23 protein-coding genes and 1 tRNA gene are annotated in these 23,975 nt (G+C 70.3%); 10 read left to right on the top strand and 14 right to left on the bottom strand.

Features of this window, described 5'->3' with window-relative positions; translation table 11 throughout:
- Nucleotides 1-97: 97 nt before the first annotated feature.
- A complete protein-coding gene (locus tag EDF31_RS10485) occupies nucleotides 98-694 on the bottom strand; it encodes a copper resistance CopC family protein (protein WP_131846078.1) in 597 nt (198 codons plus the stop codon).
- 41 nt (nucleotides 695-735) lie between these two features.
- On the bottom strand, nucleotides 736-903 hold the full coding sequence (locus EDF31_RS19955) for a hypothetical protein (RefSeq protein WP_159570266.1): 168 nt from the start codon (nucleotides 901-903) through the stop codon (nucleotides 736-738).
- 213 nt (nucleotides 904-1,116) lie between these two features.
- Between EDF31_RS19955 and EDF31_RS10480 the strand changes: the two genes are divergently transcribed.
- Nucleotides 1,117-1,848, top strand: a complete 732-nt coding sequence (locus EDF31_RS10480) for an alpha/beta hydrolase (RefSeq protein WP_131846077.1) — start codon at nucleotides 1,117-1,119, stop codon at nucleotides 1,846-1,848.
- A gap of 123 nt (nucleotides 1,849-1,971) precedes the next feature.
- Here EDF31_RS10480 and argG read toward each other — a convergent pair whose 3' ends face one another.
- Complete coding sequence (gene argG, locus EDF31_RS10475) at nucleotides 1,972-3,414, bottom strand: argininosuccinate synthase (protein ID WP_123293324.1); 1,443 nt, start codon at nucleotides 3,412-3,414, stop codon at nucleotides 1,972-1,974.
- Nucleotides 3,415-3,524: 110 nt separating this feature from the next.
- On the opposite strand from argG, the gene EDF31_RS10470 reads away from it, so the two are divergent.
- Together EDF31_RS10470 and EDF31_RS10465 are read left to right on the top strand one after the other, a co-directional pair.
- On the top strand, nucleotides 3,525-4,079 hold the full coding sequence (locus tag EDF31_RS10470) for an RNA polymerase sigma factor (protein WP_123293323.1): 555 nt from the start codon (nucleotides 3,525-3,527) through the stop codon (nucleotides 4,077-4,079).
- Complete coding sequence (locus EDF31_RS10465; protein ID WP_131846076.1) at nucleotides 4,076-4,948, top strand: hypothetical protein; 873 nt, start codon at nucleotides 4,076-4,078, stop codon at nucleotides 4,946-4,948. Before EDF31_RS10470 ends, EDF31_RS10465 begins: the two co-directional genes overlap by 4 nt.
- A gap of 20 nt (nucleotides 4,949-4,968) precedes the next feature.
- Here the strand turns inward: EDF31_RS10465 and EDF31_RS10460 are convergent.
- Nucleotides 4,969-5,040 (bottom strand) — tRNA-Arg (locus EDF31_RS10460).
- 13 nt (nucleotides 5,041-5,053) lie between these two features.
- Complete coding sequence (locus tag EDF31_RS10455; protein ID WP_131846075.1) at nucleotides 5,054-6,157, bottom strand: epoxide hydrolase family protein; 1,104 nt, start codon at nucleotides 6,155-6,157, stop codon at nucleotides 5,054-5,056.
- A gap of 156 nt (nucleotides 6,158-6,313) precedes the next feature.
- Here EDF31_RS10455 and EDF31_RS10450 point away from each other — a divergent pair, with 156 nt between their 5' ends.
- Entirely contained in the window at nucleotides 6,314-7,147 is an 834-nt protein-coding gene (locus EDF31_RS10450; RefSeq protein ID WP_131846074.1) for a CPBP family intramembrane glutamic endopeptidase, read from the top strand.
- 175 nt (nucleotides 7,148-7,322) lie between these two features.
- Here the strand turns inward: EDF31_RS10450 and EDF31_RS10445 are convergent, their stop codons facing one another.
- The 5 genes from EDF31_RS10445 to EDF31_RS10425 form a co-directional block, all read right to left on the bottom strand.
- A complete protein-coding gene (locus tag EDF31_RS10445) occupies nucleotides 7,323-8,159 on the bottom strand; it encodes a type II CAAX endopeptidase family protein (RefSeq protein WP_131846073.1) in 837 nt (278 codons plus the stop codon).
- Entirely contained in the window at nucleotides 8,156-9,034 is an 879-nt protein-coding gene (locus EDF31_RS10440) for a CPBP family intramembrane glutamic endopeptidase (RefSeq protein ID WP_131846072.1), read from the bottom strand. The genes EDF31_RS10445 and EDF31_RS10440 overlap by 4 nt, the downstream gene beginning before the upstream one ends.
- Before the next feature lie 109 nt (nucleotides 9,035-9,143).
- Nucleotides 9,144-9,638, bottom strand: a complete 495-nt coding sequence (locus EDF31_RS10435; RefSeq protein WP_131846071.1) for an HNH endonuclease — start codon at nucleotides 9,636-9,638, stop codon at nucleotides 9,144-9,146.
- Between the two features lie 365 nt (nucleotides 9,639-10,003).
- Nucleotides 10,004-11,047 (bottom strand): C40 family peptidase, encoded by a 1,044-nt coding sequence (locus tag EDF31_RS20505; protein ID WP_131846070.1) that lies wholly within the window; start codon nucleotides 11,045-11,047, stop codon nucleotides 10,004-10,006.
- Between the two features lie 177 nt (nucleotides 11,048-11,224).
- Entirely contained in the window at nucleotides 11,225-11,920 is a 696-nt protein-coding gene (locus tag EDF31_RS10425) for a metal-dependent transcriptional regulator (RefSeq protein ID WP_131846069.1), read from the bottom strand.
- A 174-nt stretch (nucleotides 11,921-12,094) separates the two neighbouring features.
- Between EDF31_RS10425 and serC the strand changes: the two genes are divergently transcribed.
- Nucleotides 12,095-13,210, top strand: a complete 1,116-nt coding sequence (serC, locus tag EDF31_RS10420; protein WP_131846068.1) for a phosphoserine transaminase — start codon at nucleotides 12,095-12,097, stop codon at nucleotides 13,208-13,210.
- A 96-nt stretch (nucleotides 13,211-13,306) separates the two neighbouring features.
- On the opposite strand, the gene EDF31_RS10415 is transcribed toward serC, so the two are convergent.
- Both EDF31_RS10415 and EDF31_RS10410 read right to left on the bottom strand, forming a co-directional pair.
- Nucleotides 13,307-14,032, bottom strand: a complete 726-nt coding sequence (locus EDF31_RS10415; RefSeq protein ID WP_131846067.1) for a DUF3027 domain-containing protein — start codon at nucleotides 14,030-14,032, stop codon at nucleotides 13,307-13,309.
- Between the two features lie 4 nt (nucleotides 14,033-14,036).
- Nucleotides 14,037-14,414 carry a cold shock domain-containing protein gene (locus tag EDF31_RS10410; RefSeq protein WP_131846066.1) on the bottom strand — a complete coding sequence of 126 codons (378 nt, stop codon included), beginning with the start codon at nucleotides 14,412-14,414 and terminating at the stop codon, nucleotides 14,037-14,039.
- 109 nt (nucleotides 14,415-14,523) lie between these two features.
- Here EDF31_RS10410 and EDF31_RS10405 point away from each other — a divergent pair, with 109 nt between their 5' ends.
- The 5 genes from EDF31_RS10405 to EDF31_RS10385 all read left to right on the top strand — a co-directional run bounded on the left by EDF31_RS10405 (nucleotide 14,524) and on the right by EDF31_RS10385 (nucleotide 20,844).
- A complete protein-coding gene (locus tag EDF31_RS10405) occupies nucleotides 14,524-14,769 on the top strand; it encodes a hypothetical protein (protein WP_123340886.1) in 246 nt (81 codons plus the stop codon).
- Between the two features lie 28 nt (nucleotides 14,770-14,797).
- Nucleotides 14,798-16,561 carry a helicase-associated domain-containing protein gene (locus EDF31_RS10400; RefSeq protein ID WP_131846065.1) on the top strand — a complete coding sequence of 588 codons (1,764 nt, stop codon included), beginning with the start codon at nucleotides 14,798-14,800 and terminating at the stop codon, nucleotides 16,559-16,561.
- Between the two features lie 48 nt (nucleotides 16,562-16,609).
- Nucleotides 16,610-18,307 (top strand): DNA repair helicase XPB, encoded by a 1,698-nt coding sequence (locus tag EDF31_RS10395; protein WP_131846064.1) that lies wholly within the window; start codon nucleotides 16,610-16,612, stop codon nucleotides 18,305-18,307.
- Nucleotides 18,308-18,358: 51 nt separating this feature from the next.
- Nucleotides 18,359-19,054 (top strand): response regulator transcription factor, encoded by a 696-nt coding sequence (locus EDF31_RS10390; protein WP_017888045.1) that lies wholly within the window; start codon nucleotides 18,359-18,361, stop codon nucleotides 19,052-19,054.
- A 65-nt stretch (nucleotides 19,055-19,119) separates the two neighbouring features.
- Nucleotides 19,120-20,844, top strand: coding sequence for a HAMP domain-containing sensor histidine kinase (locus tag EDF31_RS10385; RefSeq protein WP_131846063.1), 1,725 nt, complete (start codon nucleotides 19,120-19,122; stop codon nucleotides 20,842-20,844).
- A gap of 124 nt (nucleotides 20,845-20,968) precedes the next feature.
- On the opposite strand, the gene EDF31_RS10380 is transcribed toward EDF31_RS10385, so the two are convergent.
- Nucleotides 20,969-21,865 (bottom strand): hypothetical protein, encoded by an 897-nt coding sequence (locus EDF31_RS10380; protein WP_131846062.1) that lies wholly within the window; start codon nucleotides 21,863-21,865, stop codon nucleotides 20,969-20,971.
- A gap of 283 nt (nucleotides 21,866-22,148) precedes the next feature.
- On the bottom strand, nucleotides 22,149-23,771 hold the full coding sequence (gene groL / locus EDF31_RS10375) for a chaperonin GroEL (RefSeq protein ID WP_111085221.1): 1,623 nt from the start codon (nucleotides 23,769-23,771) through the stop codon (nucleotides 22,149-22,151).
- Nucleotides 23,772-23,975 lie beyond the last annotated feature (204 nt).

Here is a 23,975-nt window from a genome sequence, read left to right as displayed (position 1 = left end):
GTGGCGGGCCTCCCGTCCGGTGCGTGGCCGGGTCGCGGGCGCGGCGCATGGTGCGCAGGAATGGTCGCGTGGCGCTCGGCCACCCGACCATTTCTGCTCACGAAGTGCGTCGGGTGCGGCGCAGGAGGAGCACGACGACGGCCCCGGCGGCGAGGACCGTGCCGGCGCCGAGCGCGACCCAGACTCCCGGGGCGATGCCCGGCGCCGAGTCGGGAGCGCCATCGGAGGCCCCGGTGGCGGTCCCGGTCGACGTCGGAGTGGGGGTGGCGGCATCCGACGTCGGCGATGTCGTCGTCGCGGACGGCGTCGTGACGGCGGCCCGGTACTCGAACCCGTACGAGCCGTCGATCGGGTGGCCGTCCGGCGACACGTACCGCCAGAGCACCGTGTACGCGCCGTTCTCGAGGTCGACGGCCTTGCCCATCGTCATGCCGGAGACGGTCACCTCGCCCGTCGACACGTCGGTGCCGTCGGCGTCGGTGACCTGGATCCGCAGTCCCGCGTCGAGACCCGCGAGCGGTGCCTCGCTGAACGTCAGGTCGACCCGGTCGAGCGGTTCGGTGACGACCGCGCCGTCAGCGGGCGAGCTGCCGGTCAGGGCCGAGTGCGCCGAGGCCGGTTGAACCCCGACGAGCGCCAGGAGCCCTCCGACGACGATCGCGAGGGAAGCTGCCGTCGTTCGTCCTGTCCGCATGCACAGACTCTACAAGCCGTAGAGCAGCGGACCGGGACGGATCAGATCTGCTCGCCGAGGAAGTCGGCGTAGGACGGCTCGCGCCGTGCGTCACCCGTGCTGGTGGAAGCGTGGCCTGTTCCTTCGAGGCGCTCGGCCACGAGGGCTTCGAGGTCCTCCGGCGACCGGAGGCCGTGGCGGTGCCAATCGTGTTGCATCCTGGCGGTCATGACGACCAGCCCTTCGTCGAGATGATGCGCATCTCGGATTCGTCCGGATCGACCCGCTGTGCCAGACCTCACATCTGTGAGGAGCATCGTGACGACGGGTCCCTGATGACCGATCCAGTTCCTCCACGGTAGGGGTTGCGTCCGACGCCGTCGAGCGCGGTGCGCTTCCCGGCCGATCGCACGCCGCCGCCCGGATCGCCGTAGCGTCGGGGCATGGAGATCCTGTTCGTCCACGGCGCCCTGGTCCGAGACGGTGCCTGGTGGTGGCAGCCCACCGCCGACCTGCTGCACAGCCGCACCGGAACCCGCGGCCGCACCGGCATCCGCAGCCGAGCGGTCTCGTTGCCGTCCTGCGGCGAGGGCCCGGCGGGTCACCCCGACGGTGGGCTCGCCGAGGACGCAGCCGCCCTGCGCGCCGCCCTCGACGACAGCGACGGGGCGATCGTCGTCGGCCACTCCTACGGCGGCACCGTCATCGCCGAGGCCGGACGGCACGACGCCGTCGCACACCTGCTGTACGTGTCCTCGTACCTGCCCGACGTCGGCTCCGCGCAGGCCGGCATCATGGCCGACGAGCCCGATCCCGTGTCGATCGGCCCGGCCGGTGACGGTGTCCTCGCCGTCGCCGGGTACGACGCTGCGTCCTTCGGTGCGCGCTTCCTGCAGGACGCCGACGGGAACACGCAGCGAGCGGCATGGGGGCGGGTGACCGCCCAGTCGGCGGGGGCGTTCGTGACACCGACGACGACAGCAGGGTGGCAGGACGTCGACTCGACATACCTCGTCTGCACCGAGGACCGCAGCACCACCGTGGGGCTGCAGCGCGCGCACGCGGCGCGGGCGACGCGGAGCGTCGACGTGCCGACCGGGCACCACCCGTTCATCACGCGGCCCGACCTGGTCGTCGAGCAGCTGGAGCTGCTGCTCGGAGGCGCCGCGGCCTGAGCCGGCGGCAGGACGACGCACAGGAGGCGCGATGCCAGCTGGCACCGCGCCTCCCGTCCGTCTCCTTGCGCGTCCACCGCGCGTGACCGGCCGCGTGGTACCGGTCGCGTGGCGCTGCGCTCGTCAGTCGGTGCCGGAGTCGAAGGCTGCGCCCTCGGAGGCGAGGTCCGTCCGGCGTCCGAGCGCATCCTCGGCGTCCGAGGCGATGACGGCGCCACCGAGGATCTCCTCGGACTCGCCCGCCTCGAGCTCACCGACGAGCTCGGCCGTCGCACCGCCGATGAGGCCGGCCGCCGCGTACTGCTCGAGCCGTGAGCGGGAGTCCGCGATGTCGAGGTTGCGCATCGTGAGCTGACCGATGCGGTCGTCCGGACCGAAGGCGGCGTCGCCGACCCGCTCCATCGAGAGCTTGTCGGGGTGGTACGACAGCGCCGGACCCGTGGTGTCGAGGATCGTGTAGTCGTCGCCGCGGCGCAGGCGCAACGTGACCTCACCGGTGACGGCCGACGCGACCCAGCGCTGCAGGGACTCGCGGAGCATGAGCGACTGCGGGTCGAGCCAGCGGCCCTCGTACATCAGGCGCCCGAGGCGACGGCCCTCGTTGTGGTACGACGCGACCGTGTCCTCGTTGTGGATCGCGTTGAGCAGCCGCTCGTAGGCGATGTGCAGCAGGGCCATGCCCGGTGCCTCGTAGATGCCGCGGCTCTTCGCCTCGATGATGCGGTTCTCGATCTGGTCGGACGCGCCGAGGCCGTGACGACCGCCGATCGCGTTCGCCTCGTAGACGAGTGCGACGGCGTCCGTGTACTCCTCGCCGTTGATCGCGACGGGGCGTCCGGCCTCGAAGCGGATGCTGACGACCTCGGTGGCGACTTCGACGTCGTCACGCCAGGCGGCAACGCCCATGATCGGCTCGACGATGTCCAGGCCGCTCGAGAGCTCTTCGAGGCTCTTCGCCTCGTGCGTGGCACCCCAGATGTTGGCGTCGGTCGAGTACGCCTTCTCGGTGGAGTCGCGGTACGGGAAGCCGCGGGCGACGAGCCACTCGCTCATCTCCTTGCGACCGCCGAGCTCCTCGACGAACTCGGAGTCCAGCCACGGCTTGTAGACGCGCAGACGCGGGTTGGCCATCAGACCGTAGCGGTAGAACCGCTCGATGTCGTTGCCCTTGTAGGTGGAGCCGTCGCCCCAGATGTCGACGCCGTCCTCCTTCATCGCGCGGACGAGCATCGTGCCCGTCACCGCACGACCGAGGGGCGTCGTGTTGAAGTACGTCTTGCCGCCGGAGCGGATGTGGAACGCGCCGGTCTGCAGGGCGACGAGGCCTTCTTCCACCAGGGCGCTCTTCGCGTCGACCAGGCGGGCGATCTCGGCACCGTACTCGTGGGCGCGGCTCGGGACGGCGTCGATGTCCGGCTCGTCGTACTGACCGATGTCAGCCGTGTACGTGCAGGGGATCGCCCCCTTCTCGCGCATCCAGGCAACGGCGCAGGAGGTGTCGAGACCCCCTGAGAACGCGATGCCGACTCGTTCGCCGACGGGGAGACTGCTCAGGACCTTGGACACGGGGTCAATCGTACGGGGAGACCGGGGGTCGCTACCGTCCAGCGCGACGGTTGTGGAGAACTCGTCCCGCGAACCGGGAACCGATCCGCTGCGCCCGGACAATACAGGGCATGAACCAGATCACGGGGGACCGAGCGGACTGGGCGCTGGGCATCGCCGGCGACGGCCGAGCGGTCGGACGCGTCTTCGACCGCCACGCCCCACGCCTGCGCCGGCACGCCGTCGGCCTCGTCCCCACACCGGCCGACGCCGACGACGTCGTGGCCATCGCGTTCCTCGAGGCCTGGCGGAAGCGCGAACGCGTCCGCTTCGTCGACGACTCCATGCTGCCCTGGCTGCTCGTCACGGCGACGAACACCGCGCACAACCTGACCCGCGCCACCCGCCGTCACCGGCTCTTCCTCGGGAGGTTCCCGGTCGACGACCCCGCTCCCGACCCCGCAGAGTCGTTCACCGACGCCGAAGCGGTCGCAGCATTGCGCGGGCTCCCGATCGCAGACCAGCGGGTCCTCACGCTCTGCGTGCTCGAAGGCCTCGGCGAACGCGAAGCGGCCGCAGCCCTCGGGGTCGCACCGGGCACCGTGAAGTCCCGGCTCCACCGGGCGAAGGCACGACTCCAGCAGCAGTACTCGACGTCAGCGGAACCCCTCGGAGGCACACTGTGAACGACCGCATCTCCCCTCGTCTCGCCGCGATGCGCGACGCCCTCGTCGCCGACGTCGACGCAACGGCCCACCCCGCGCGTCGGCGGCGACCCACTCGCGGCACGGTCGCCGCGGTCGTGACGGCCTTCGCCGTCGGCGCCGGACTCACCGGAGGGATCACGGCTGCGGCGCTCCCCGGCGCCACCGCGGACGCCGCACGCGAGGATCTGCTCGCGACGACGACCCGCTACGGGACGGTCGAGGTCAACCACGCATCGATGCTCGGCTCCCCCGCGTTCACCGTCACCCACGGCGACGCCTCGTTCTCCCTCGGCGCTCGGCCGGAGGGAGCCGACCGGGTGACGCTGACGTGGGAGTGTCTCGACCCCGGCACCTTCACGGTCGAGGTCGGCGGGACGACCGTCGCCGACGCCGTCGCGTGCACGCCGGGTTCCATGCCGCGATGGAGCCTCTCCCCGCTGACCGCATCCGGAGCGGCCGCCGTGTCGGTCTCCGGTGGCGGCGGTGCCCGCTACGCCGTGTGGGCGTCGTGGGCCCGGTCGGCACGGATCGCGCAGCCCTCGCCCCAGCAGCAGGCTGCGATCGCCGACGGCACCATCACCCTGGCCGAGTACACCGCCGCCTTCGACCGGCTCGCGGCCTGCATGGCGCAGGCGGGGCACCCGATCGGCGACGTGGCGCCGTCGTGGTACGCCGACGGCTTGTGGTCGAGCACGGGCCCCGGCGCCGGCCCGTGGTACATCTGGTCGACGCCGACCGAAGCCGTCGACGTCCTCGACACGCAGTGCGCACCGCGCGAGTTCGCGCAGGTCGACACGATCTGGCAGGGCGAGCACCCGATCCCGGAGGACCCGCCGGCCGCGGGGTGATCCGCGGCGCCCGGCTTCGGTGCCCCTGGAGGGACTCGAACCCCCAACCGTTTCCTTAGGACGGAACTGCTCTTCCATTGAGCTACAGAGGCTGGCCCGTCCACTCTAGCGGCGGAACGGCTCCAGGAAGGTCGTCAGCTCGTCGACGTACAGCGCCGGCTGCTCGAACGGCGCGAAGTGTCCCCCGCGCGGCATCATCCGGTACGACACCAGGTTCGTCGTCCGCTCGAGCCACGCCCGCGGCGGCTCCACCAGGTCGCCGGGGAACAGCGAGAAACCGGAGGGCGCCTCGACCCGTCGGGCCGACTGCTCCGGCGGGATGGCGGCGTTCGCGTGGTACATCCGCATCGCGGAACCGATCGTGCCGGTGGCCCAGTACTCGGTCAGCAGCGCGAGCACCTCGTCCTGCGTGTACACGGACCACAGGTCGCCGTCGCAGTCACTCCACGACCGGAGCTTCTCGACGATCCACGCGGCGAGTCCGGCGGGTGAGTCGTTCAGGCCGACCGCGACGGTCTGCGGCTTGGTGCGGTGCATCATCGCGTAGGCACCCTCGGCGTCGCGCCACCGGGCGGTCGCGGCGACGAACCCGCGTTCCTCCGGCGACAACGTGTCGAGGTCGATGCCGGGCCAGGCGAGCCCGCCGTCGATGCGGTGCACGGCGACGACCCGGTCGGCGTGGTCGAGCGCGAGGTAGCGGGCGACGTGCGTGCCGATGTCCCCGCCGGCGACCGCGAAGCGCTCGTAGCCCAGCTCGGTCATCAGCTCGGCCCACATGCCGGCGACCGCGCGGGCGTCGAGGGGCTGCGGCGGGGCGTCGGAGAACCCGTACCCGGGCATGTCCGGCACGACCACGTCGAACCCGGCCTCGACGAGCATCGGCAGGACCTTGCGGTACCGCCACCCGGAGTCCGGCCAGCCGTGGGCGAGCAGGAGCGGCAGCGCATCGGGCGTGCCCGCTCGGGCGTGCAGCACGTGGATCCCGGTGCCGTCGATCGTCAGCCGTCGGCTGGGCAGTGCGGCGAGTGCCGCCCGGTGCGCGTCGAAGTCGAAGCCGTCGGCCCAGTACTCGATGAGCGACCGGAGCTCGTTGACGTCCGCCCCGAGGGACCAGCCAGCGCCGGCGGGTGCGTCCGGCCAGCGCGTGGCCCGCAGTCGCGCGCGGAGGTCCTCGATGGTCGCGTCGTCGATCTTCGGTGTCTCGCCCATGCCCGCGACGCTACTCAGCGGGACCGACACCCGGACGGCGGTCACCGAGTGAGCACAAGGACGGCGGGTGCTCCCTGCGGACCCGGGATACGCCAGGCTGGGACCCTCTGCCACCCACCAGGCACCGCACACGACACACACCTCAGGGGAAACCACATGACGGATCAGACGACCGCGAACGCGTGGCAACGCTTCTGGGCACGCGGCGGGTGGTGGCGTTCGGTCCTGCTCGCCGCCGTCTACCTGCTCGTGTACCTCGGCATCAGTCAGCTGATCGGCCTGTTCGTGCGGCCGTTCATCGACCTCGACGACCTGTACGGCGACCCCGCGAGCGTGCTCTTGGCCTCGATCCTGCCGATCGGCCTGATGGGATTGCTCCTGCTGCTGTTCGCGCGCTCACTCGGTTGGTTGCCGCACCTGTTCCGCCGGCGCACTGCACGCGCCCCGCGGTGGATGTGGATCGCGGTCGTCATCACCGTCGTCCCGCCGGTGATGAAGCTCGCCGGCACCGACTGGTCCCGCTTCACCCCCACGCTCGTCCTCGCGATCCTGTTCTTCGGCCTCTGCGTCGGGTTCGCCGAAGAACTCCTCACCCGCGGTCTCACGGTCGAGCTGCTCGAACACCACGGGTACAGCGAACGCGCGGTCTACGTGCTGTCGTCGGTCGTCTTCGGGTTGATCCACCTGCAGAACCTGCTCGGCGGCGGCAACCCGCTGCTCGTGTTCGCGACGGTCGGCTACGCGATGGGCTTCGGCGCGATGATGTTCCTCGCGCTCCGGGTGAGCCGGTGGCTGATCGTCCCGATGCTCCTGCACGCCCTCACCGACCCCACCACCCTGATGGCAGCGGGCGGCATCAACGATGCGCACGCCGTCGTGATCGGCGGATCGCACGCACTGGTCACCTTCGCGTCGCTGTTCAACTTCGTCTACATCGCCTTCGGGATCGTTGCGGTCTTCCTCCTGCCGGGCCGCAAGCGCGCGCTCTGAGCGCACCCACCTGACGGCCTGGAGGCCCGTGGCGGCCCCGCCACGTGCCTCCAGGCCGTCATCGAGTGAGCACAAGACGACGGGTCGCCACCCGCGACCCGTCGCCTTCTGCTCACTCGGCGCCGCGCACGACCCGCGCGGGGCGCGCACCCTTCTCGTCGGCGCGAGCTTCGCGTCAGCGCGGTTCCCTCGTGTCGGCGGTCGCGCGGCGTTCGCGGCGATCCCGGAGCGTCTCGCGGAGGACACTGATCGCGATCGCGACGGACAACGCGATCAGCACGATCTCGATGACCCCGGTGGTGGCCGGGGGTTCGGCACCCTCGTGGTTCCGCCCGGCGGTCTGCAGGAACAGCGCAGCGTCGTTGAGCCCGTGCAGGAGCATCGGCACCCACAGCCGCCCGGTTGCGCGGCGCGCGGCGTAGTACAGGGCGCCGTCCATGCTGATGAACGCCACCTGGAACAGGATCAAGCCGAGCGGCAGGCCCGCGATCAGGTACCCCACGACGTGCGCGAGGCCGAACACGACCGAGGAGACGATGAGGACGACGAACTCGGAGTGGTGCGCGCGGAGCGCGGTGACGAGGATCCCGCGGAAGTACAGTTCCTCGCCGACGCCGACACCGAGGGCCCCGATCAGGACGACGACGATGATCCCGGCAGAGGCCTCGGACCACGGCACGAGGCTGAACAGGATCACTGTGGAGACGAGAGACAGCAACGGTGCGGCGAGCCACCACCAGCGCCGAGGACGCTCGACCGCAACGGGACGCTCGTGCCAGATGTCCTTCCACCAGCCGGAGCGACGGGCGAAGTACAGCCCGACGATGATCATGATGCCGACCGGGATCCAGGTACCGGCGAGCCAGTCGGCGATCGGGTGGTTCTCCCCGTCAACCGCGGCGCTGAGCAGGTTCCCCAACCCCGCGGCCATCACCACGTAGACCGCGCAGGCGACGAGCGCGATCCAGAACAGCCGCGGGACCTCGCGGCGTCGACCGATGTCGGTGGTCACGCCGCTGCCCCGGCCGACTGCGCCTCGGGGGCCCGACCGCTGACACGACCCTTGATGAAGAAGAGCACCAGGAGCGCGAGCACGGGGTAGACGAAGTTGAAGATCCCGGCGAAGCCGATCAGGCTAGCATCGCCAGCGGTCGCCGCGGTGGTGTCGATGCCGCCCGTGGCGAGGATCGTGGTGGGGTCGGTCGCGGCGTGCAGGAGCATCGCGGGGACGATGCTGCCGGTGACCCGCATCGACAGGAAGAACATCATGCCGATGCCGAAGGTGTAGACGACGGTCACAGCGACCGTCGGCAACGCCGCCCCGCCGATCGCGTTCGACGCGTGCATCAGCCCGAACAGCAGCGACGACAACAGCGCGACCGTCCGCTCGGTGTGGTGCCCACGTCGGAGGAGGTTCACGGCGACGCCACGGGCGATGAGCTCCTCGGCGAACCCGATGCACAGGCCGAGGAACAGCACCGCGAAGACCACGGAGACCGAGTACGACGACCAGTTCGTCGCGATGAGCCGGATCACGATCGGCACGAGCAGCAGGACCACGGCGATCCACATCCACCCGCGCCCCGGCAGCGGCTGCCGCCCGAAGACCTCGCGCCCCCACCCGAGGGTACGGACGAAGACCACGGTCAACAGCCCCATCACGATGATCGGCAAGGCGACGCCCACGATGGCGCCACGGGGTGTGGCGAACAGCTCGTCAGCGGTGATGCCACGGGCGAGCGTGTGGGCGTTCAGCCAGCCGAGCCCCTCGTAGACGGCGAGGTAGAGGACGACGGCCAGCACGGCGCGCCACCAGCCGCCGCGGTTCCAGAACCGCTGCCATCCGTTGGTCTCGATCGCACTGTGGTGGGCAGGGGCAGTGTCCATGACGGGGTCCGTTCGTCCTGAGTGAGCGGGCGGAGCGCTACGACTGAGCTGCCCTCACCTGAGCGTAGCGACAGGGGGGGGGGGACGACGGACGAGGGCACACGGCTCGCTACGCGGCCACGAGGTACTCGTCCCACTCCGCCTGCGGACGCTCGATGCCGCGCACGACCCACGACGAACCGTGCGGGATCTTCGGACGGAAACGCAGCCGCCACCCCATCTCCTGCGGGGTGCGGTCACCCTTCAAGTTGTTGCACGCCAGGCAGCAGGCCACGAGGTTCTCCCACGAGTCCTGCCCACCGCGCGACTTCGGCTGCACGTGGTCGATCGTCGTCGCGTGCCGGTCGCAGTACGCGCACCGGTTGGCGTCACGGCGCAGGACTCCGCGGCGCGACACCGGCACGAGTCTCGAGTGCGGGATGCGCACGTACCGGGTGAGGATGATGACGGACGGCCGATCGAAGCTCGAGGTCGACCCGGTCACCGGGTGTTCGAGGTCGGCTGCGACGACGGAGGCCTTCTGGTTCATGACCAGCACGAGGGCTCGTCGGAACGAGATCACCGCGAGGGGCTCGTAACCGGCGTTGAGGACGAGAGTGCGCATTGGTTCCCTTCCGACGTGCCTGGACGGCTTCCAGGCGCTGCGGGTGCGTCGGACCGGGGTCCTTCGCAGGTGACCGTCGCTCGCGCACACGTCCCCTGAACCACGAAGAGCACCACCCGGAAGGGCAGTGCTCTGGTCATGCAGGGGCGTGCTCGTGCACGCAGGCGGTGGTCGACCGTATGTCGATGCGCGCGCGCCGACCCATGGTGCGGGTCGTGCGGAACAACGACATGGGGTCTCCCTGCTCGGGGCCTTGCGGACCGGTGCAGCGCCAGGCTACGTCATAAACCGGCCCGGCACGAGGGTGCACGGGCCGGTTTCGGCGATGTTCACGGGTTCGATGCCCCGCGGTCGGGTCGGATGCCTCAGATGCCGAAGCGGACGATGTGGTAGTCGCTGGTCCAGATCGGACGGATCGACACGGAGCCGCCGGGCTTCGGGGCGTCCATGATCATGCCGTTGCCCATGTAGAAGCCGTCGTGCGCCTCGTTGTTGAAGATGACGACGTCGCCGGGCTGCGCCTCGGACTCGGGGATCGTGGTGCCGGCCTGGTCCTGCAGCGGCACGGAGTGCGCGAGGTTGATGCCGTACTGGGCGTAGACGAACATGACGTAGCCCGAGCAGTCGAAGCCGGACGGGTCGGCGCCACCGAAGACGTACGGGGTGCCGATGTACTGCTTGGCGGTGGCGACCACGGCCGGCAGCGAGAACGGGGTGTCCGCGGCGCTGGAGCTGGCCACGTAGTCGGCGGCGGACGGGCCGGTGTACGAGGCGTACTGCTCGGCGGTCTGGGCACGCGCCGCCTGCGTGGCCGATGCTGCCTGCTCGGCCTGCTCAGCGGCTGCCTCGGTCGCTTCGGCCTGGTCGGCTGCAGCCTGCTTGGCCGCTGCACGTGCGTCGAGCGTCGCGGTCGACGTGGCGCCGTAGCCGTCGCGGCTCGTGCCGGCCAGTGCGACGGCGTCGGACACCGAGAACTCCTGGCTCTCCGTCGCACGGACCTGGCGCTGCGCGTTCGCCGCCTCGGTGCCGGTGGAGGTCTGCGCGGCGAAGGCCGGCGCGACCGCCACGGTGCCGAACATGCCGGCGGCGACCGTCAGGACGATGGGGGCGAGGAACTTGCGCTTGCGCGACGACGAGCTCGCCTTGGCTGCGGTCGCGGTGGCTGCGGCCTGTGCGGCACGACGACCACCGGGGAGCGGGGCGGAGCGGACCGGGACGACCTTGCGGGTCGGGCGCGTGTCCGCCTGGCGGACGGACCGCCGGGTGAGCGGTGCGTCGGTGGCGTTCTCGGTGTTCGTCGGGTTGGCGGGCGTCTGGTCGTCCGCGGCGGAACCGGTCTGCGTCAAGGGTGTGGTCTCCGGCGTCTCGTCATCACGCTGCCGTGGGTGTCCGGCGACGTGCAACCCCATCCGTTCGTCATCGTTTCCGATCGAGGCAGGAGACGGGTTCGAGACGTCCTGCCACGGGTCTCCGGCTCAGGCGCAGCGCGGGGACTCGACGAGTGTACGGGGCCGTCGTTACCTTGTCGAGATGAAACGGGCCGTTTGTAACGAAACGGTAAAGAAGCCCTGTTCAGGGGCGTGAAATCATTCCCGCTCGATGTACACGTGCTGCGCGACCTCGACGGGGAGCTCGATGCCCGAGTCCTCACCCTCGACGCGGACGGCGACGTAGGCCCCGGCGCGCTGCACGCTCGCCAGACGACCGGGCATGACGCCGGCCGTGCGGAGCTGGTGCAGGAGCTCGGGCTCGAACTGCACGGGCTCGCCCAGACGACGGATCACACCGGTCGCGACGGCGTCGGTGCCCTCGGTCGCGGCGACGATGTTCTGCACGCCGTCGAGGAACCCGGCGGCTGCGGGGCCGCCGATCTCGGCCAGGCCGGGGATCGGGTTGCCGTAGGGCGACTCGGTCGGGTTGCCGAGCATCTCGAGCAGGCGGACCTCGACCTGCTCGCTCATGACGTGTTCCCACCGGCAGGCCTCGTCGTGGACGAACGCCCAGTCGAGTCCGATGACGTCGGCCAGCAGGCGCTCCGCCAGACGGTGCTTGCGCATGACGTGGGTGGCTCGGGAGCGCCCTTCGTCGGTGAGCTCGAGGTGGCGGTCGCCGGAGACGACGACCAGGCCGTCGCGCTCCATGCGGGCGATGGTCTGCGAGACCGTCGGGCCCGAGTGGCCGAGGCGCTCCGAGATGCGAGCGCGCAGCGGAACGATCGCCTCCTCCTCCAAGTCGAGGATGGTGCGAAGGTACATCTCCGTGGTGTCGACGAGATCGGTCACGGTCCGCCTCTCATGTCTGGGCCCAGCGGCCACCACCCTACTTGTTCGGACCGACGAACTCCGACCGACACTTGCACGGGGCAAGAAGAGGGCCGTGGCCACAGCACTCCAGGCCTCCCCGTCCGGCCGGTACAGGCGCACCAGCACTGGGATCGCGCTCGGTAGGATCGGTGCATGGCAGACATCGTCATCCCCGCCGAACTCCTCCCCACCGACGGCCGCTTCGGCTGCGGACCGTCCAAGATCCGCGGCGCGCAGCTCGAGTCCCTCGTGACGCGCGGGGCCACGATCCTCGGCACGTCCCACCGCCAGAAGCCCGTGAAGGACCTGGTCGGCAGCGTCCGCTCCGGGCTCGCTGACCTGTTCCAGGTCCCCGAGGGCTACGAGGTCGTCCTCGGCAACGGCGGCTCGACCGCGTTCTGGGACGCCGCCGCGTTCGGCCTCATCGAGCGTCGCGCAGAGAACCTGTCCTTCGGCGAGTTCGGGTCGAAGTTCGCCAAGGCCGCCGGCGCCCCGTGGCTCGAGGCACCGCACGTCGTCGAGGCCCCCGGCGGATCGCTCGCCGCGCTCGAGCCCGTCGACGGCGTCGACGTCTACGCCTACCCGCACAACGAGACCTCGACCGGTGTCATGGCCCCGGTCGTCCGCGCCGCCGGTGACGCCGGAGCGCTGACCGTCGTCGACGCCACGAGCGCCGCCGGTGGTGCCGCGTTCGACGTGGACGCCACCGACGTCTACTACTTCGCCCCGCAGAAGAACTTCGCCTCCGACGGCGGCCTGTGGCTCGCGCTGTTCTCCCCCGCGGCGATCGAGCGCGTCGAGCGCATCGCGGCGAGCGGTCGGTACATCCCCGAGTTCTTGTCGCTCAAGAACGCCGTCGACAACTCGCGCCTGAACCAGACGCTGAACACCCCGGCGATCTCGACGCTGCTGCTGCTCGACGACCAGGTCCGGTGGATCAACGAGTCCGGCGGCCTGGCCTGGGCCGACACCCGCACGAAGACCTCGTCGTCGACGCTGTACGACTGGGCCGAGTCGGTCGACTACGCGACGCCGTTCGTGACCGACCCCGCAGCCCGCTCGCAGGTCGTCGCCACGATCGACCTCGACGACTCGGTCGACGCCAAGGCCGTCGCCGCGACCCTGCGCGCGAACGGCATCGTCGACACCGAGCCGTACCGGAAGCTCGGGCGCAACCAGCTGCGCGTCGCGACGTTCACCGCGATCGACCCGGACGACGTCGCGAAGCTCGTGCAGGCGATCGACTTCACGGTCGACGCCCTGCGCTGACCCGTCCGTCGCGCGGGCCAGAGCCGGCGACGAACACCACGGAAACGACGAAGCACCACGGGATCCCGTGGTGCTTCGTCGTTGTTCGGGTGCGTGTCAGGAGCGGTGGAAGTCCGGGTCGACCTCACCGGCATCGAGCTGGGCGCCGTCGAGGTCGGCGTCCGGGTCGACGGGCTGCACGCGCTGCGCGCGACGACGGCGAGGGGGCTGCGGGGCGTCGTCGACGTCCTCGTCGTCCGCATCAGCGGTGTCGGCGAGCGCGTCGACGTCCACACCATCGATGTCGTCGTCGTCCGGTTCGTCGAGGTCGTCCTCGTCCGCTTCGAACTCGGCGTCCTCGTCGTCCTCGTCGTCATCCGACTCGTCGTCGGCTTCGTCGTCGTCCGAGTCGTCGTAGTCGGCGTCCTCGTCCGACTCGTCATCGAAGTCGTCGTCGTCCTCGTCGTCCGACTCGTCGTCGTCGCCCTCGTCGTCGGACTCCTCGTCCGACTCGTGGTCCTGCGCCGCCCGGTACTCGGCCAGTCGCTCGGACCACGGCACCCACTCCGGTGCGACGAGCGAGCCGTCGCCGGGCATCAGCTCGACCTCGAGCACGGTGGGGTCCTCGTCGCCGACCTTCGCGACGCTGACGGTCCAGCGCCAGCCGGGGTAGCCCGGCATGCGGTTCGCGAACAGGACGGAGACGACGCCGTCGCCCTCGTCCACGGTGCCGACGGGCGCGCCGATGCTCGACTCGGGGGTCACCTCGAGCAGCGCGGTCCGCGCCAGGTCGGTGTAGTCAACGGGTACTGCGTCCACAGGTACTGCGTCGCTGTCTGTCATGGCGTCACGCCTCCAACTGGTCTGCGACGTGCCGCAGGATGGCGGCGAGTCGATCGCCGTTCTTCGGGTAGCGGCCGTGGCGGAGGTCTCCGCTGATCCGGTCGAGTTCCTTCACGAGGTCCTCGACGATCACGGCCATGTCGTCTGCAGAGCGACGGGTCATCCGGGACAACGACGGCTGCGGGTCGAGGAGCCGCACGGACAGTGCCTGCGACCCCTTCTTCCCCTGCACGACGCCGTACTCGAGCCGGGATCCCGCCTTCACGGTCACGACGCCTTCGGGCAGCGAGGACGCGTGCAGGAACACCTGGTCGCCGTCGTCTCCGGTGATGAAGCCGAAGCCCTTGTCGTCGTCGTAGAACTTGACCTTGCCGGTGGGCATGCGTGGACTCCTCGAGGTCGTGGTACGGCCGTGGTGCGTCGGATATCCTGGGTCGATGGCCAATCCGACCCGATCAACCGGGAACCCGCAGGATTCCGCAGAACCCCCGGTGACGTTCAATCGTACCGAACGCGCTCTGGCGTTCATGGTCGGTGGCATCTTCATCGCTGCGTTCCTCTGCATGGCGGCGATGATCGTCATGTGGCTGACGGTCCCGAGCGCGCAGGGCTCCATGCCGTGGCCGGTGATCATGGCGATCCCGCTCGTCGGTTTCCCGATCGGCATGGTCCTGGTCTTCACGCTCCTCGCCATCACTTGGACGCGCCGCGCACGAGCCAACCGGACGGCTCGCTGACGTCCGCCCCGGACGCTGGCACCGGACGATGACGACCACCGCCGACCTGGCCGCCCGACTCCGGGCGTTGCCGGACGACTCCCTCGAACGACTCGTCGCTGCGCGGAGCCTGCCCCCGGCCGCCCTCGGCGAGACCGGTCCGCAACGGATCACCGACTTCTTCGACCTGGCCGAGGCGCTCCGCACCGACGACGCGGTCGACGCCGCCGTCGAGCACCTGCCCCGCGCCACGATCCTGGCGCTCCGCGACGGCGGTGACGCCGACCGCCTCGGTCCGGCGATCACGCTCGGCCTGGCGGACGAGGACGGCGCCGTCGACGACGCGGTCGCCGCACGCGTGGCCGCCCACCCCGACCTCGTGGCACTGCGATCGACGGGAGGCCCGGATCGCCCCGACCGCGCCGCCCACGCCGACGACGTGGCCGGCCAGGACCGCGCGCGCACCACGGGCGCGGAGCAGGCGTTCTCGAGCATGACCGTGCTCGCCGAGCTGCTGCGTGCGGTGGACGCCGGCACCGTCCGCGAACTCGTCAAGGGCGGCATCGGCACGCCGCTCGCCAAGGCCCTGGCCGAGCGCATCGGCACCGACGCCGACGTCGTGCCCGGCCGCCTCGCACTGCTCGACCGGGTCGGGTTCGCCGACCCGGGCTCCGGCCGGTGGACGGTCACCGACGCCGGACAGGACTGGCTCGTCGCCGACTGGCCGGACCGCTGGGCGACCCTCGTGTCGGCCTGGGCGGACACCCTCGGCCCCGCGGTGCACGAGGTCCTCGCACTCGCCGACGACGACCTGCGCGACCTCGTGGCACTCGGCCGCTGGGCGTACCCGGCGGGCTCCCGCTGGCTCGACGCCGTGCTGCTCGACGCCGCCGGCACCGCCGCGTCGCTCGGACTCGCGGTCGACGGCATCGTCACGAGCACCGGCCGAGCACTGCTGGACGGTGACGCCAGGCCTGCAGCGGACGACCTGCCCGGCACCGTCGGCCAGGTGTACCTGCAACACGACCTGACCGTGATCGCCCCCGGGCCCCTCGCCCCGGTCGACGACGCCGCCCTGCGCACGGTCGCCGTGCTCGAGGCACCCGGTCTGGCCGCCCGCTACCGCATCTCCGAGGACACCCTGCGCACGGCGTTCCGTGCCGGGCACTCCCGTGACGACGTCCTGGCGCTGCTCACCCGGCTGTCGTCGACCGGCGTCCCGCAGCCCCTCGCCTACCTGGTCGACCAGGTCGCCGGACGCGACGGCAGCATCGTCGTCGACCGCGGCGAGGGCGGGGTCGGCACCGTCGTCCGCGGCACCGCGGACCAGCTCGACCTGATCGGTGTCGACGCCGAACTCCGGCAGATGGCGTGGGAGCGCAGCGACCTGACGACGCTCACCACCCGCTACCCGGCGCACGTCGTGCACACCGCGCTCGAGGACCAGCGCTACCCGGCCGTGCTCGCGACCGGCGCCCGCCCCGAGACGCACCACGGGCCTCCCGGTCGGCGCAGCCCCACCGGACGCTCGCCGGAGCAGGCGGCGCACGCACTCGTGGAACGGCTCCGCCTGACCACCCAGCGTGGCGATGCGGAACCCGAGCAGGAGTGGCTCGGGCGGCAGATCGACCTGGCCGTGCGCGGTCGCACGCCGATCCGGCTGACGGTGCGGATGCCGGACGGCTCCGAACGGCCGTTCTCGATCATCCCGACCTCGGTCGCCGCCGGACGCGTCCGAGGGCGCGACACCAGCGTCGACGTCGAGCGCACGCTGCCGCTGTCGCTCGTCGTGGCGGTCGAGAGCGACGCCTGAGGTGCACGGTCACCCGAACGCAGGTGACGACGGCTAGGCTGGCAGGTCATGAACGGACCGCTGATCGTGCAGAGCGACCGCACCGTGCTCCTCGAGGTCGCACACCCCGACGCCGAGGACGCACGCCACGAGCTCGCGGCCTTCGCCGAACTCGAACGCGCCCCCGAGCACGTGCACACCTACCGCATCACCCGCCTCGGCCTGTGGAACGCACGGGCCGCCGGACACGACGCCGAGGCGATGATCGCCACCCTCGAGCGCTTCGCCAAGTTCCCGGTGCCGCAGAGCGTCACCGTGGACATCCGCGACACGGTGTCCCGCTACGGCCGACTCGTCATCCGGCGTGAGGAACGCGAGGACGCCCCGGTCATCGCGAACTCCCCCACCGAGGAACTCGAGCGCCTGCCCGTCCTGCTCCTGACCGCCGAGGACCCGTCCGTGCTGGCCGAGGTCATCCGGTCGAAGCGGATCAAGCCACTGCTCGGCGACATGCGGACGCCTTCCGAGGTCGAGCTGCAGCCGTGGGCACGCGGGCAGATCAAGCAGGAACTCGTGAAGCTCGGCTGGCCGGCCGAGGACCTGGCGGGCTACACCCCCGGGCAGTCGCACCCGATCGACCTCGACACGGCCGAGTGGCACATGCGCCCGTACCAGGAGCAGGCCGTCGACACCTTCTTCGCGCAGGGGTCCGGAGTCGTCGTGCTGCCCTGTGGCGCCGGCAAGACCCTGGTCGGCGCCGGGGCGATGGCGACCGTCAAGGCGACCACGCTCATCCTCGTGACGAACACCGTGTCCGCACGGCAGTGGCGCAGCGAGCTCCTCAAGCGCACGACCCTGAAGGCCGAGGACATCGGCGAGTACTCGGGCAGCGTCAAGGAGATCCGGCCGGTCACGATCGCGACCTACCAGATCCTGACCGCCCGTCGGAAGGGCGAGTACACGCACCTGTCCCTGCTCGACGCCCTCGACTGGGGCCTCATCGTCTACGACGAGGTCCACCTGCTGCCGGCCCCGGTGTTCAAGCTGACCGCCGACCTGCAGGCCCGCCGACGCCTGGGCCTGACCGCGACGCTCGTGCGCGAGGACGGCCGCGAGGGCGACGTCTTCTCGCTCATCGGCCCGAAGCGCTACGACGCTCCGTGGAAGGAGATCGAGGCGCAGGGCTACATCTCCCCGGCCGAGTGCTACGAGGTGCGCATCGACCTGCCGCACCAGGAACGCCTGGAGTACGCGGCCTCGAGCGACGACGAGCGCTACCGGCTCGCTGCCACCTCGCCCGCGAAGACTCCGGTCGTCCGCGAGCTCATCGAGAAGCACCGCGGCGAGCAGATCCTGGTGATCGGGCAGTACATCGACCAGCTCGACGAACTGGCGGCGTCGCTCGACGCGGCCGAGATCACGGGTGCGACGCCCGTCGACGAGCGCGAACGGCTGTACGACGCGTTCCGTGCCGGCGAGGTGGACGTGCTCGTCGTGTCGAAGGTCGCGAACTTCTCGATCGACCTGCCCGACGCCACCGTCGCGATCCAGGTCTCCGGGTCGTTCGGGTCACGGCAAGAAGAAGCGCAGCGCCTCGGTCGACTGCTCCGTCCGAACAAGGACGGCCTGCCGGCGTCGTTCTACACGCTCGTCGCGCGGGACACCGTCGACCAGGACTTCGCGCAGAACCGGCAGCGGTTCCTCGCCGAGCAGGGGTACTCCTACACGATCCTGGATGCCGACCAGGTCCAGGCGCCCGTGGGCTGACGTACGCACCGCTCTCAGGAAACCATTAGGGAACGGTCAGAAGATAGGACCATGAGCGATGGCCCCAAGATCCTGATCGTCGACGACGAGCCGAACATCCGCGACCTCCTGACGACCTCGTTGCGCTTCGCCGGGTTCGCCGTCCGTGCCGTCGGCAACGGCGCACAGGCGATCTCGGCCGTGCTCGAGGAAGAACCCGACCTGATCATCCTCGACGTGATGCTCCCCGACATGAACGGCTTCGGCGTCACCAAGCGCCTGCGGTCGTCCGGGTACACCTCGCCGATCCTCTTCCTCACCGCGAAGGACGACACCGAGGACAAGATCACCGGCCTCACCGTCGGCGGCGACGACTACGTCACCAAGCCGTTCTCCCTCGACGAGATCGTCGCTCGCATCAAGGCCATCCTGCGTCGCACCATGAACGACGAGGAAGACGCGATCATCCGCGCCGGCGAGCTCACCATGGACCAGGACACGCACGAGGTCACCATCGGCGACGCGCAGATCGAGCTCTCCCCCACCGAGTTCAAGCTGCTCCGCTACCTGATGCTCAACCCGAACCGCGTGCTGTCGAAGGCGCAGATCCTCGACCACGTCTGGGAGTACGACTTCAACGGCGACGCCGGCATCGTCGAGAGCTACATCTCGTACCTGCGTCGCAAGCTCGACCAGTACTCGGCCGAGCCGATCATCCAGACCAAGCGCGGCTTCGGGTACATGCTCAAGGCGTCCAAGGCCTCGTAGCACCTCCGTTCTTCACGGCGGTCGTCCGGTTTCACCGGGCGGCCGCTGTCTATCGTTGGGGCAGCATGCACACGCGAATGAGCCGCTGGTGGGACGGGATCTCCCTGCGCACCAAGATCACCGGGATCACGGTGCTCCTGGTCGCGCTCGGCCTGCTCGTCGCCGGGCTCGGCACGATGACCGTCCTGTCGACGTACCTGATGGCGCAGCTCGACAACAACGTCAAGGGCACCACGGAGCAGCTCGAGGGCCAGAACATCAGCGACGGCGAGCAGTACTGCAAGCTGTCGGTCGTGCTGTCGCAGAGCGCCTACGTGGCCGCGTACGACGCCGACGGCGACCAGATCTGCCAGACGAAGGCATCGAGCCGCCCGGACATCCGCGAACTGGACTTCTCCGCAGCGGCGCAGAACGGTGCGCGCTTCTCGCTCTACGACAGCCAGCACAACCACGAGTGGCGTGCCCAGGTCATCCCGGCGTCACTGCAGAACCAGACGAGCGGCTCCACCGAGACCGGCTTCGTGCTCGTCGCGGTGTCGAGCGCCGACACGGACCAGACCATCGCCCGGTTCACCGTCATCTTCCTGGGCTTCGGCATCTCGGTGATCCTGCTCGGCGCCATGCTCACGCGGCTGCTCGTCACCGCCACGTTCGATCCGTTGCGTGACGTCGAGGACACCGCCGCACGCTTCGCCGCCGGTGACTTCAACCAGCGCCTCGAGGCCGACACCCCGAACACCGAGGTCGGGAGACTGAACCGCTCCCTGAACGTCATGCTCGAGCGCATCGACACCGCGTTCGAGGACCGCCAGCGCACCATCGACCAGATGCGGCGGTTCGTCGGCGACGCCTCGCACGAACTCCGCACCCCGCTGGTGTCCCTGCGCGGGTACGCCGAGCTGTACCGGATGGGCGCCCTGCGCAAGGAAGAAGACGTCGCCCAGGCGATGGAGCGCATCGAGAAAGAGGCGAAGCGGATGGGCCTGCTCGTGCAGGACCTGCTCCAGCTCGCCCGGATCGACGAGTCCAAGCCGCTCGAGCTCGGCCCGGTCGACCTCGTCGCGATCGCCCGTGACTCGGCGCTCGACACCATGGCCTCCAACCCGGACCGCGAGATCCAGGTCCTCGTCGAGGACGCCATGACGGGCGAGAGCGTCCCCCAGGCAGTGCGGCCGCCCGCGTCGTCGTCGTCGCTCTCGTCGGGGTCGTCGGACTCGTCGGGCTCCTTGTCCGACACGGGCGAGGTCCCCCCGGCATCGCCCACGTCGGCGAACACCACGGGGCCTATCGCGTTCTCGCGGCAGACGATCGCGCGGCTGCGTGCTCGGAGGACCCGGGCGATGGACATCGAGGCCGGTACCGCCCCCACCGACGAGACGACGCCACTGCCGACGGTCGTCATGCCCCAGCGTCCCCCGATCGTGCTGGCGGAGGAGAACAAGATCCGCCAGATCGTCACGAACCTGATGGGCAACGCCATGCGGTTCACCGAGCACGACGACCCGATCGAGATCGGCGTCGGGGTGGACGACGACCGCGGCATGGCCCACATCGACGTCATCGACCACGGTGAGGGGATCCCGGCGCAGCTGCGCGACAAGATCTTCCAGCGGTTCTGGCGTGCCGACACCTCGCGTGCGCGGGACACCGGTGGTTCGGGCCTCGGGCTCGCGATCGTGTCGGGCATCGTGGCGGCGCACCACGGCTCGGTCGAGGTCTTCGACACCGAGGGTGGCGGCGCGACCTTCCGCGTCTGGCTGCCCCTGCTGCCGCGCGACTACGCCGCCTGACGCGGGCGCTTGCCGACTGGTCACGAACCGTCGCCCCGCAACTGTCCGTGCGACGAGCCCTGACCACTCGACGTGCACCCGACAGCACGTTGCGACCACTCTGTGGCGCCGGACTGCCGGGAGTTCACGTCCGGCGGAGACGGATCGTGACCGTCCGCGCCTCGAAGGCCTGGCGAAGCCGCTCCAACAGCACCGCTGGCCGCCCCGCGTCGGCAGCCGTCGCGTGGATGATGAGCCAGTCGTTCACCACGAATCCGTTGTCGCGTCGCTGGTCGTGACGGAACGCGTCGCGCTCCCGGTGGTGGTCGCCGTCGTACTCGAGACCGATCCGGAGCGCCGGCCAGACGAGGTCGACGCGACCAAGGAACAGCCCGCTCGGGTCGTGCACGTCCAGGTTGAGTTCCGGCTCCGGGAACCCTGCGTCCTCGACAGCGAGCCGGAGCCAGGTCTCCATCGCGGACTCTGCCCCCACGCGGATCCGGTCAAGCGCGCTCCGCGCCCGGCGGACGTAGCGGCTGCCCGGCAACACCGCCGCCCGGAGGTCGTCGATCGTCGCCAATCCGGATCGGCCGACCAGGTGATCACCGACCGCAACGAGCGCGGGGACGTCGAGACTCGCAGCACACTCGAACCACATCGCGGACGGGGCACTGACCCGGTGGCCCCTGTGCTCCGCCACCTCGGGCTCTGCACGTCGGTGCCCGACGACGTTCGGACGGCGCATCCGCACCCCGTTCTCAACCGTCGTCACGTGGACGGCCGTCTCGGACCGCATCGACGCGGGAAGCGGCGCACCCCAGAGCCGAGCGGCCGTGGTGTGGCTGAAGTACTGATCAGGGCGCATCACCTGCGCGACGGCCTCGAGGAAGTCCGCCGACCCTGCCGGCGCGCGAACACCTCGGACCGGCGCGACGAGGTCACTCCGGCGGAGCCGCTCGGGATGCACACCCTTCCCCACGGCCTCGGCCACCGTGAAGGTGCGGACTTCGAGGGCTCGGGGCAGGCGGCGCGGCGTCGGCATCTGGCCAGCTTGAGGCGCGGGAGGGGGACGTGAGGCACGGGCGGACCGGGCTGTGGAAGAGGAGGCGAGCCGGGCCTCCTGTGCAGGACTGGGCTCCGCCCGAGCCGGCACGCGTGCCCACCAACGGCCAGAACACCCCGTTCGCACGTCGGCGACCGGTCGCCTGCTGTCGGTACGCGCTCGCGCTGCCGACGTCTGGTGACCGCTCGGCGAACCTGAGCGCCCCCCCGCACGCGGAAGGGCCCCGCACGCGCAGCGTGCGGGGCCCTTCGAACAGGACTGCTTAGAAGTCCATGCCACCCGTCGGGTCGCCGGCCGGAGCGGCCGCGGCGCGCTCGGGCTTGTCGGCGACGACGACCTCGGTCGTCAGGAACAGACCAGCGATCGACGCAGCGTTCTGCAGCGCCGAACGCGTGACCTTGGCCGGGTCGATGATGCCCGCGGCGATGAGGTCGACGTACTCGCCGGTCGCGGCGTTGAGGCCCCAACCTGCTTCGAGCTCGCGGACCTTGGCGGCCACGACACCCGGCTCGAGACCGGCGTTCAGCGCGATCTGCTTGAGCGGTGCGTCGATGGCGACGCGGACGATGTTCGCACCGGTCGCCTCGTCACCCTCGAGGGTGAGTGCGTCGAGCGCGACCTTGCCGGCCTGGATGAGGGCGACGCCACCACCGGCGACGATGCCCTCTTCGACGGCAGCCTTCGCGTTGCGGACGGCGTCCTCGATGCGGTGCTTGCGCTCCTTGAGCTCGACCTCGGTCGCGGCACCGGCCTTGATGACGGCGACGCCACCGGCGAGCTTCGCGAGGCGCTCCTGGAGCTTCTCGCGGTCGTAGTCGGAGTCGGTCGCGTCGATCTCGGCGCGGATCTGACGGACACGGCCGGCGATCTGCTCGGCGTCGCCGGCACCCTCGACGATCGTGGTCTCGTCCTTGGTGATGACGACCTTGCGGGCACGACCGAGCAGGTCGAGCGTCGCGTTCTCGAGCTTGAGGCCGACCTCTTCGGAGATGACCTGGCCACCGGTCAGGATCGCGATGTCCTGCAGCATGGCCTTGCGGCGGTCGCCGAAGCCCGGGGCCTTGACGGCGACGGACTTGAAGATGCCGCGGATCTTGTTCACGACGAGCGTGGCCAGGGCCTCGCCGTCGACGTCCTCGGCGATGATCAGGAGCTGCTTGCCCGCCTGGATCACCTTGTCGACGACCGGCAGGAGGTCCTTGATGTTCGAGATCTTCGAGTTGACGATCAGGATGTAGGCGTCCTCGAAGACGGCTTCCTGACGCTCGGGGTCGGTGACGAAGTACTGCGACAGGTAGCCCTTGTCGAAGCGCATGCCCTCGGTGAGCTCGAGCTCGGTGCCGAAGGTGTTCGACTCCTCGACGGTGACGACACCTTCCTTGCCGACCTTGTCGATGGCCTCGGCGATGAGCGCGCCGATGGTCGGGTCTGCAGCCGAGATCGACGCGGTCGCGGCGATCTGGTCCTTGGTCTCGATGTCCTTCGCGTTGGCGAGGAGCTGGTCGGAGACGGCGGAGACGGCCTTCTCGATGCCGCGCTTGAGCGACACGGGGTCGGCGCCGGCGGCGACGTTGCGGAGGCCCTCGCGGACGAGTGCCTGGGCGAGGACGGTCGCGGTGGTCGTACCGTCACCGGCGACGTCGTCGGTCTTCTTGGCGACCTCCTTGACGAGCTCCGCACCGATCTTCTCGTACGGGTCGTCGAGCTCGATCTCCTTGGCGATGGAGACACCGTCGTTCGTGATCGTGGGGGCGCCCCACTTCTTCTCGAGGACGACGTTGCGGCCGCGCGGGCCGAGCGTCACCTTCACGGCGTCGGCCAGCTGGTTCAGGCCGCGCTCGAGGCCACGGCGGGCCTCCTCGTCGAAAGCAATGATCTTAGCCATGTGAGTTCTCGTCCCTCCCGGACGTCGTGGGGTCGTGCTGGCACTCAACGTGAGCGAGTGCCAACGCCGATTCTGGCACTCGACCGGTGCGAGTGCAACACGATCGGGAGGCTCGTCACGTCTTCCCAGGACACGCCCCGCCAACAGCGCACCCCGACCACCGCCGCGGACCGCCCGCCACGCACGTCATGCAGCGCGGGCCAC

The organism is Curtobacterium sp. PhB142 (assembly GCF_004341255.1).
Taxonomy (GTDB): domain Bacteria; phylum Actinomycetota; class Actinomycetes; order Actinomycetales; family Microbacteriaceae; genus Curtobacterium.
The sequence above is the reverse complement of the archived record's forward strand: the minus strand, read 5'-3'. Positions and strand labels throughout refer to the sequence as shown.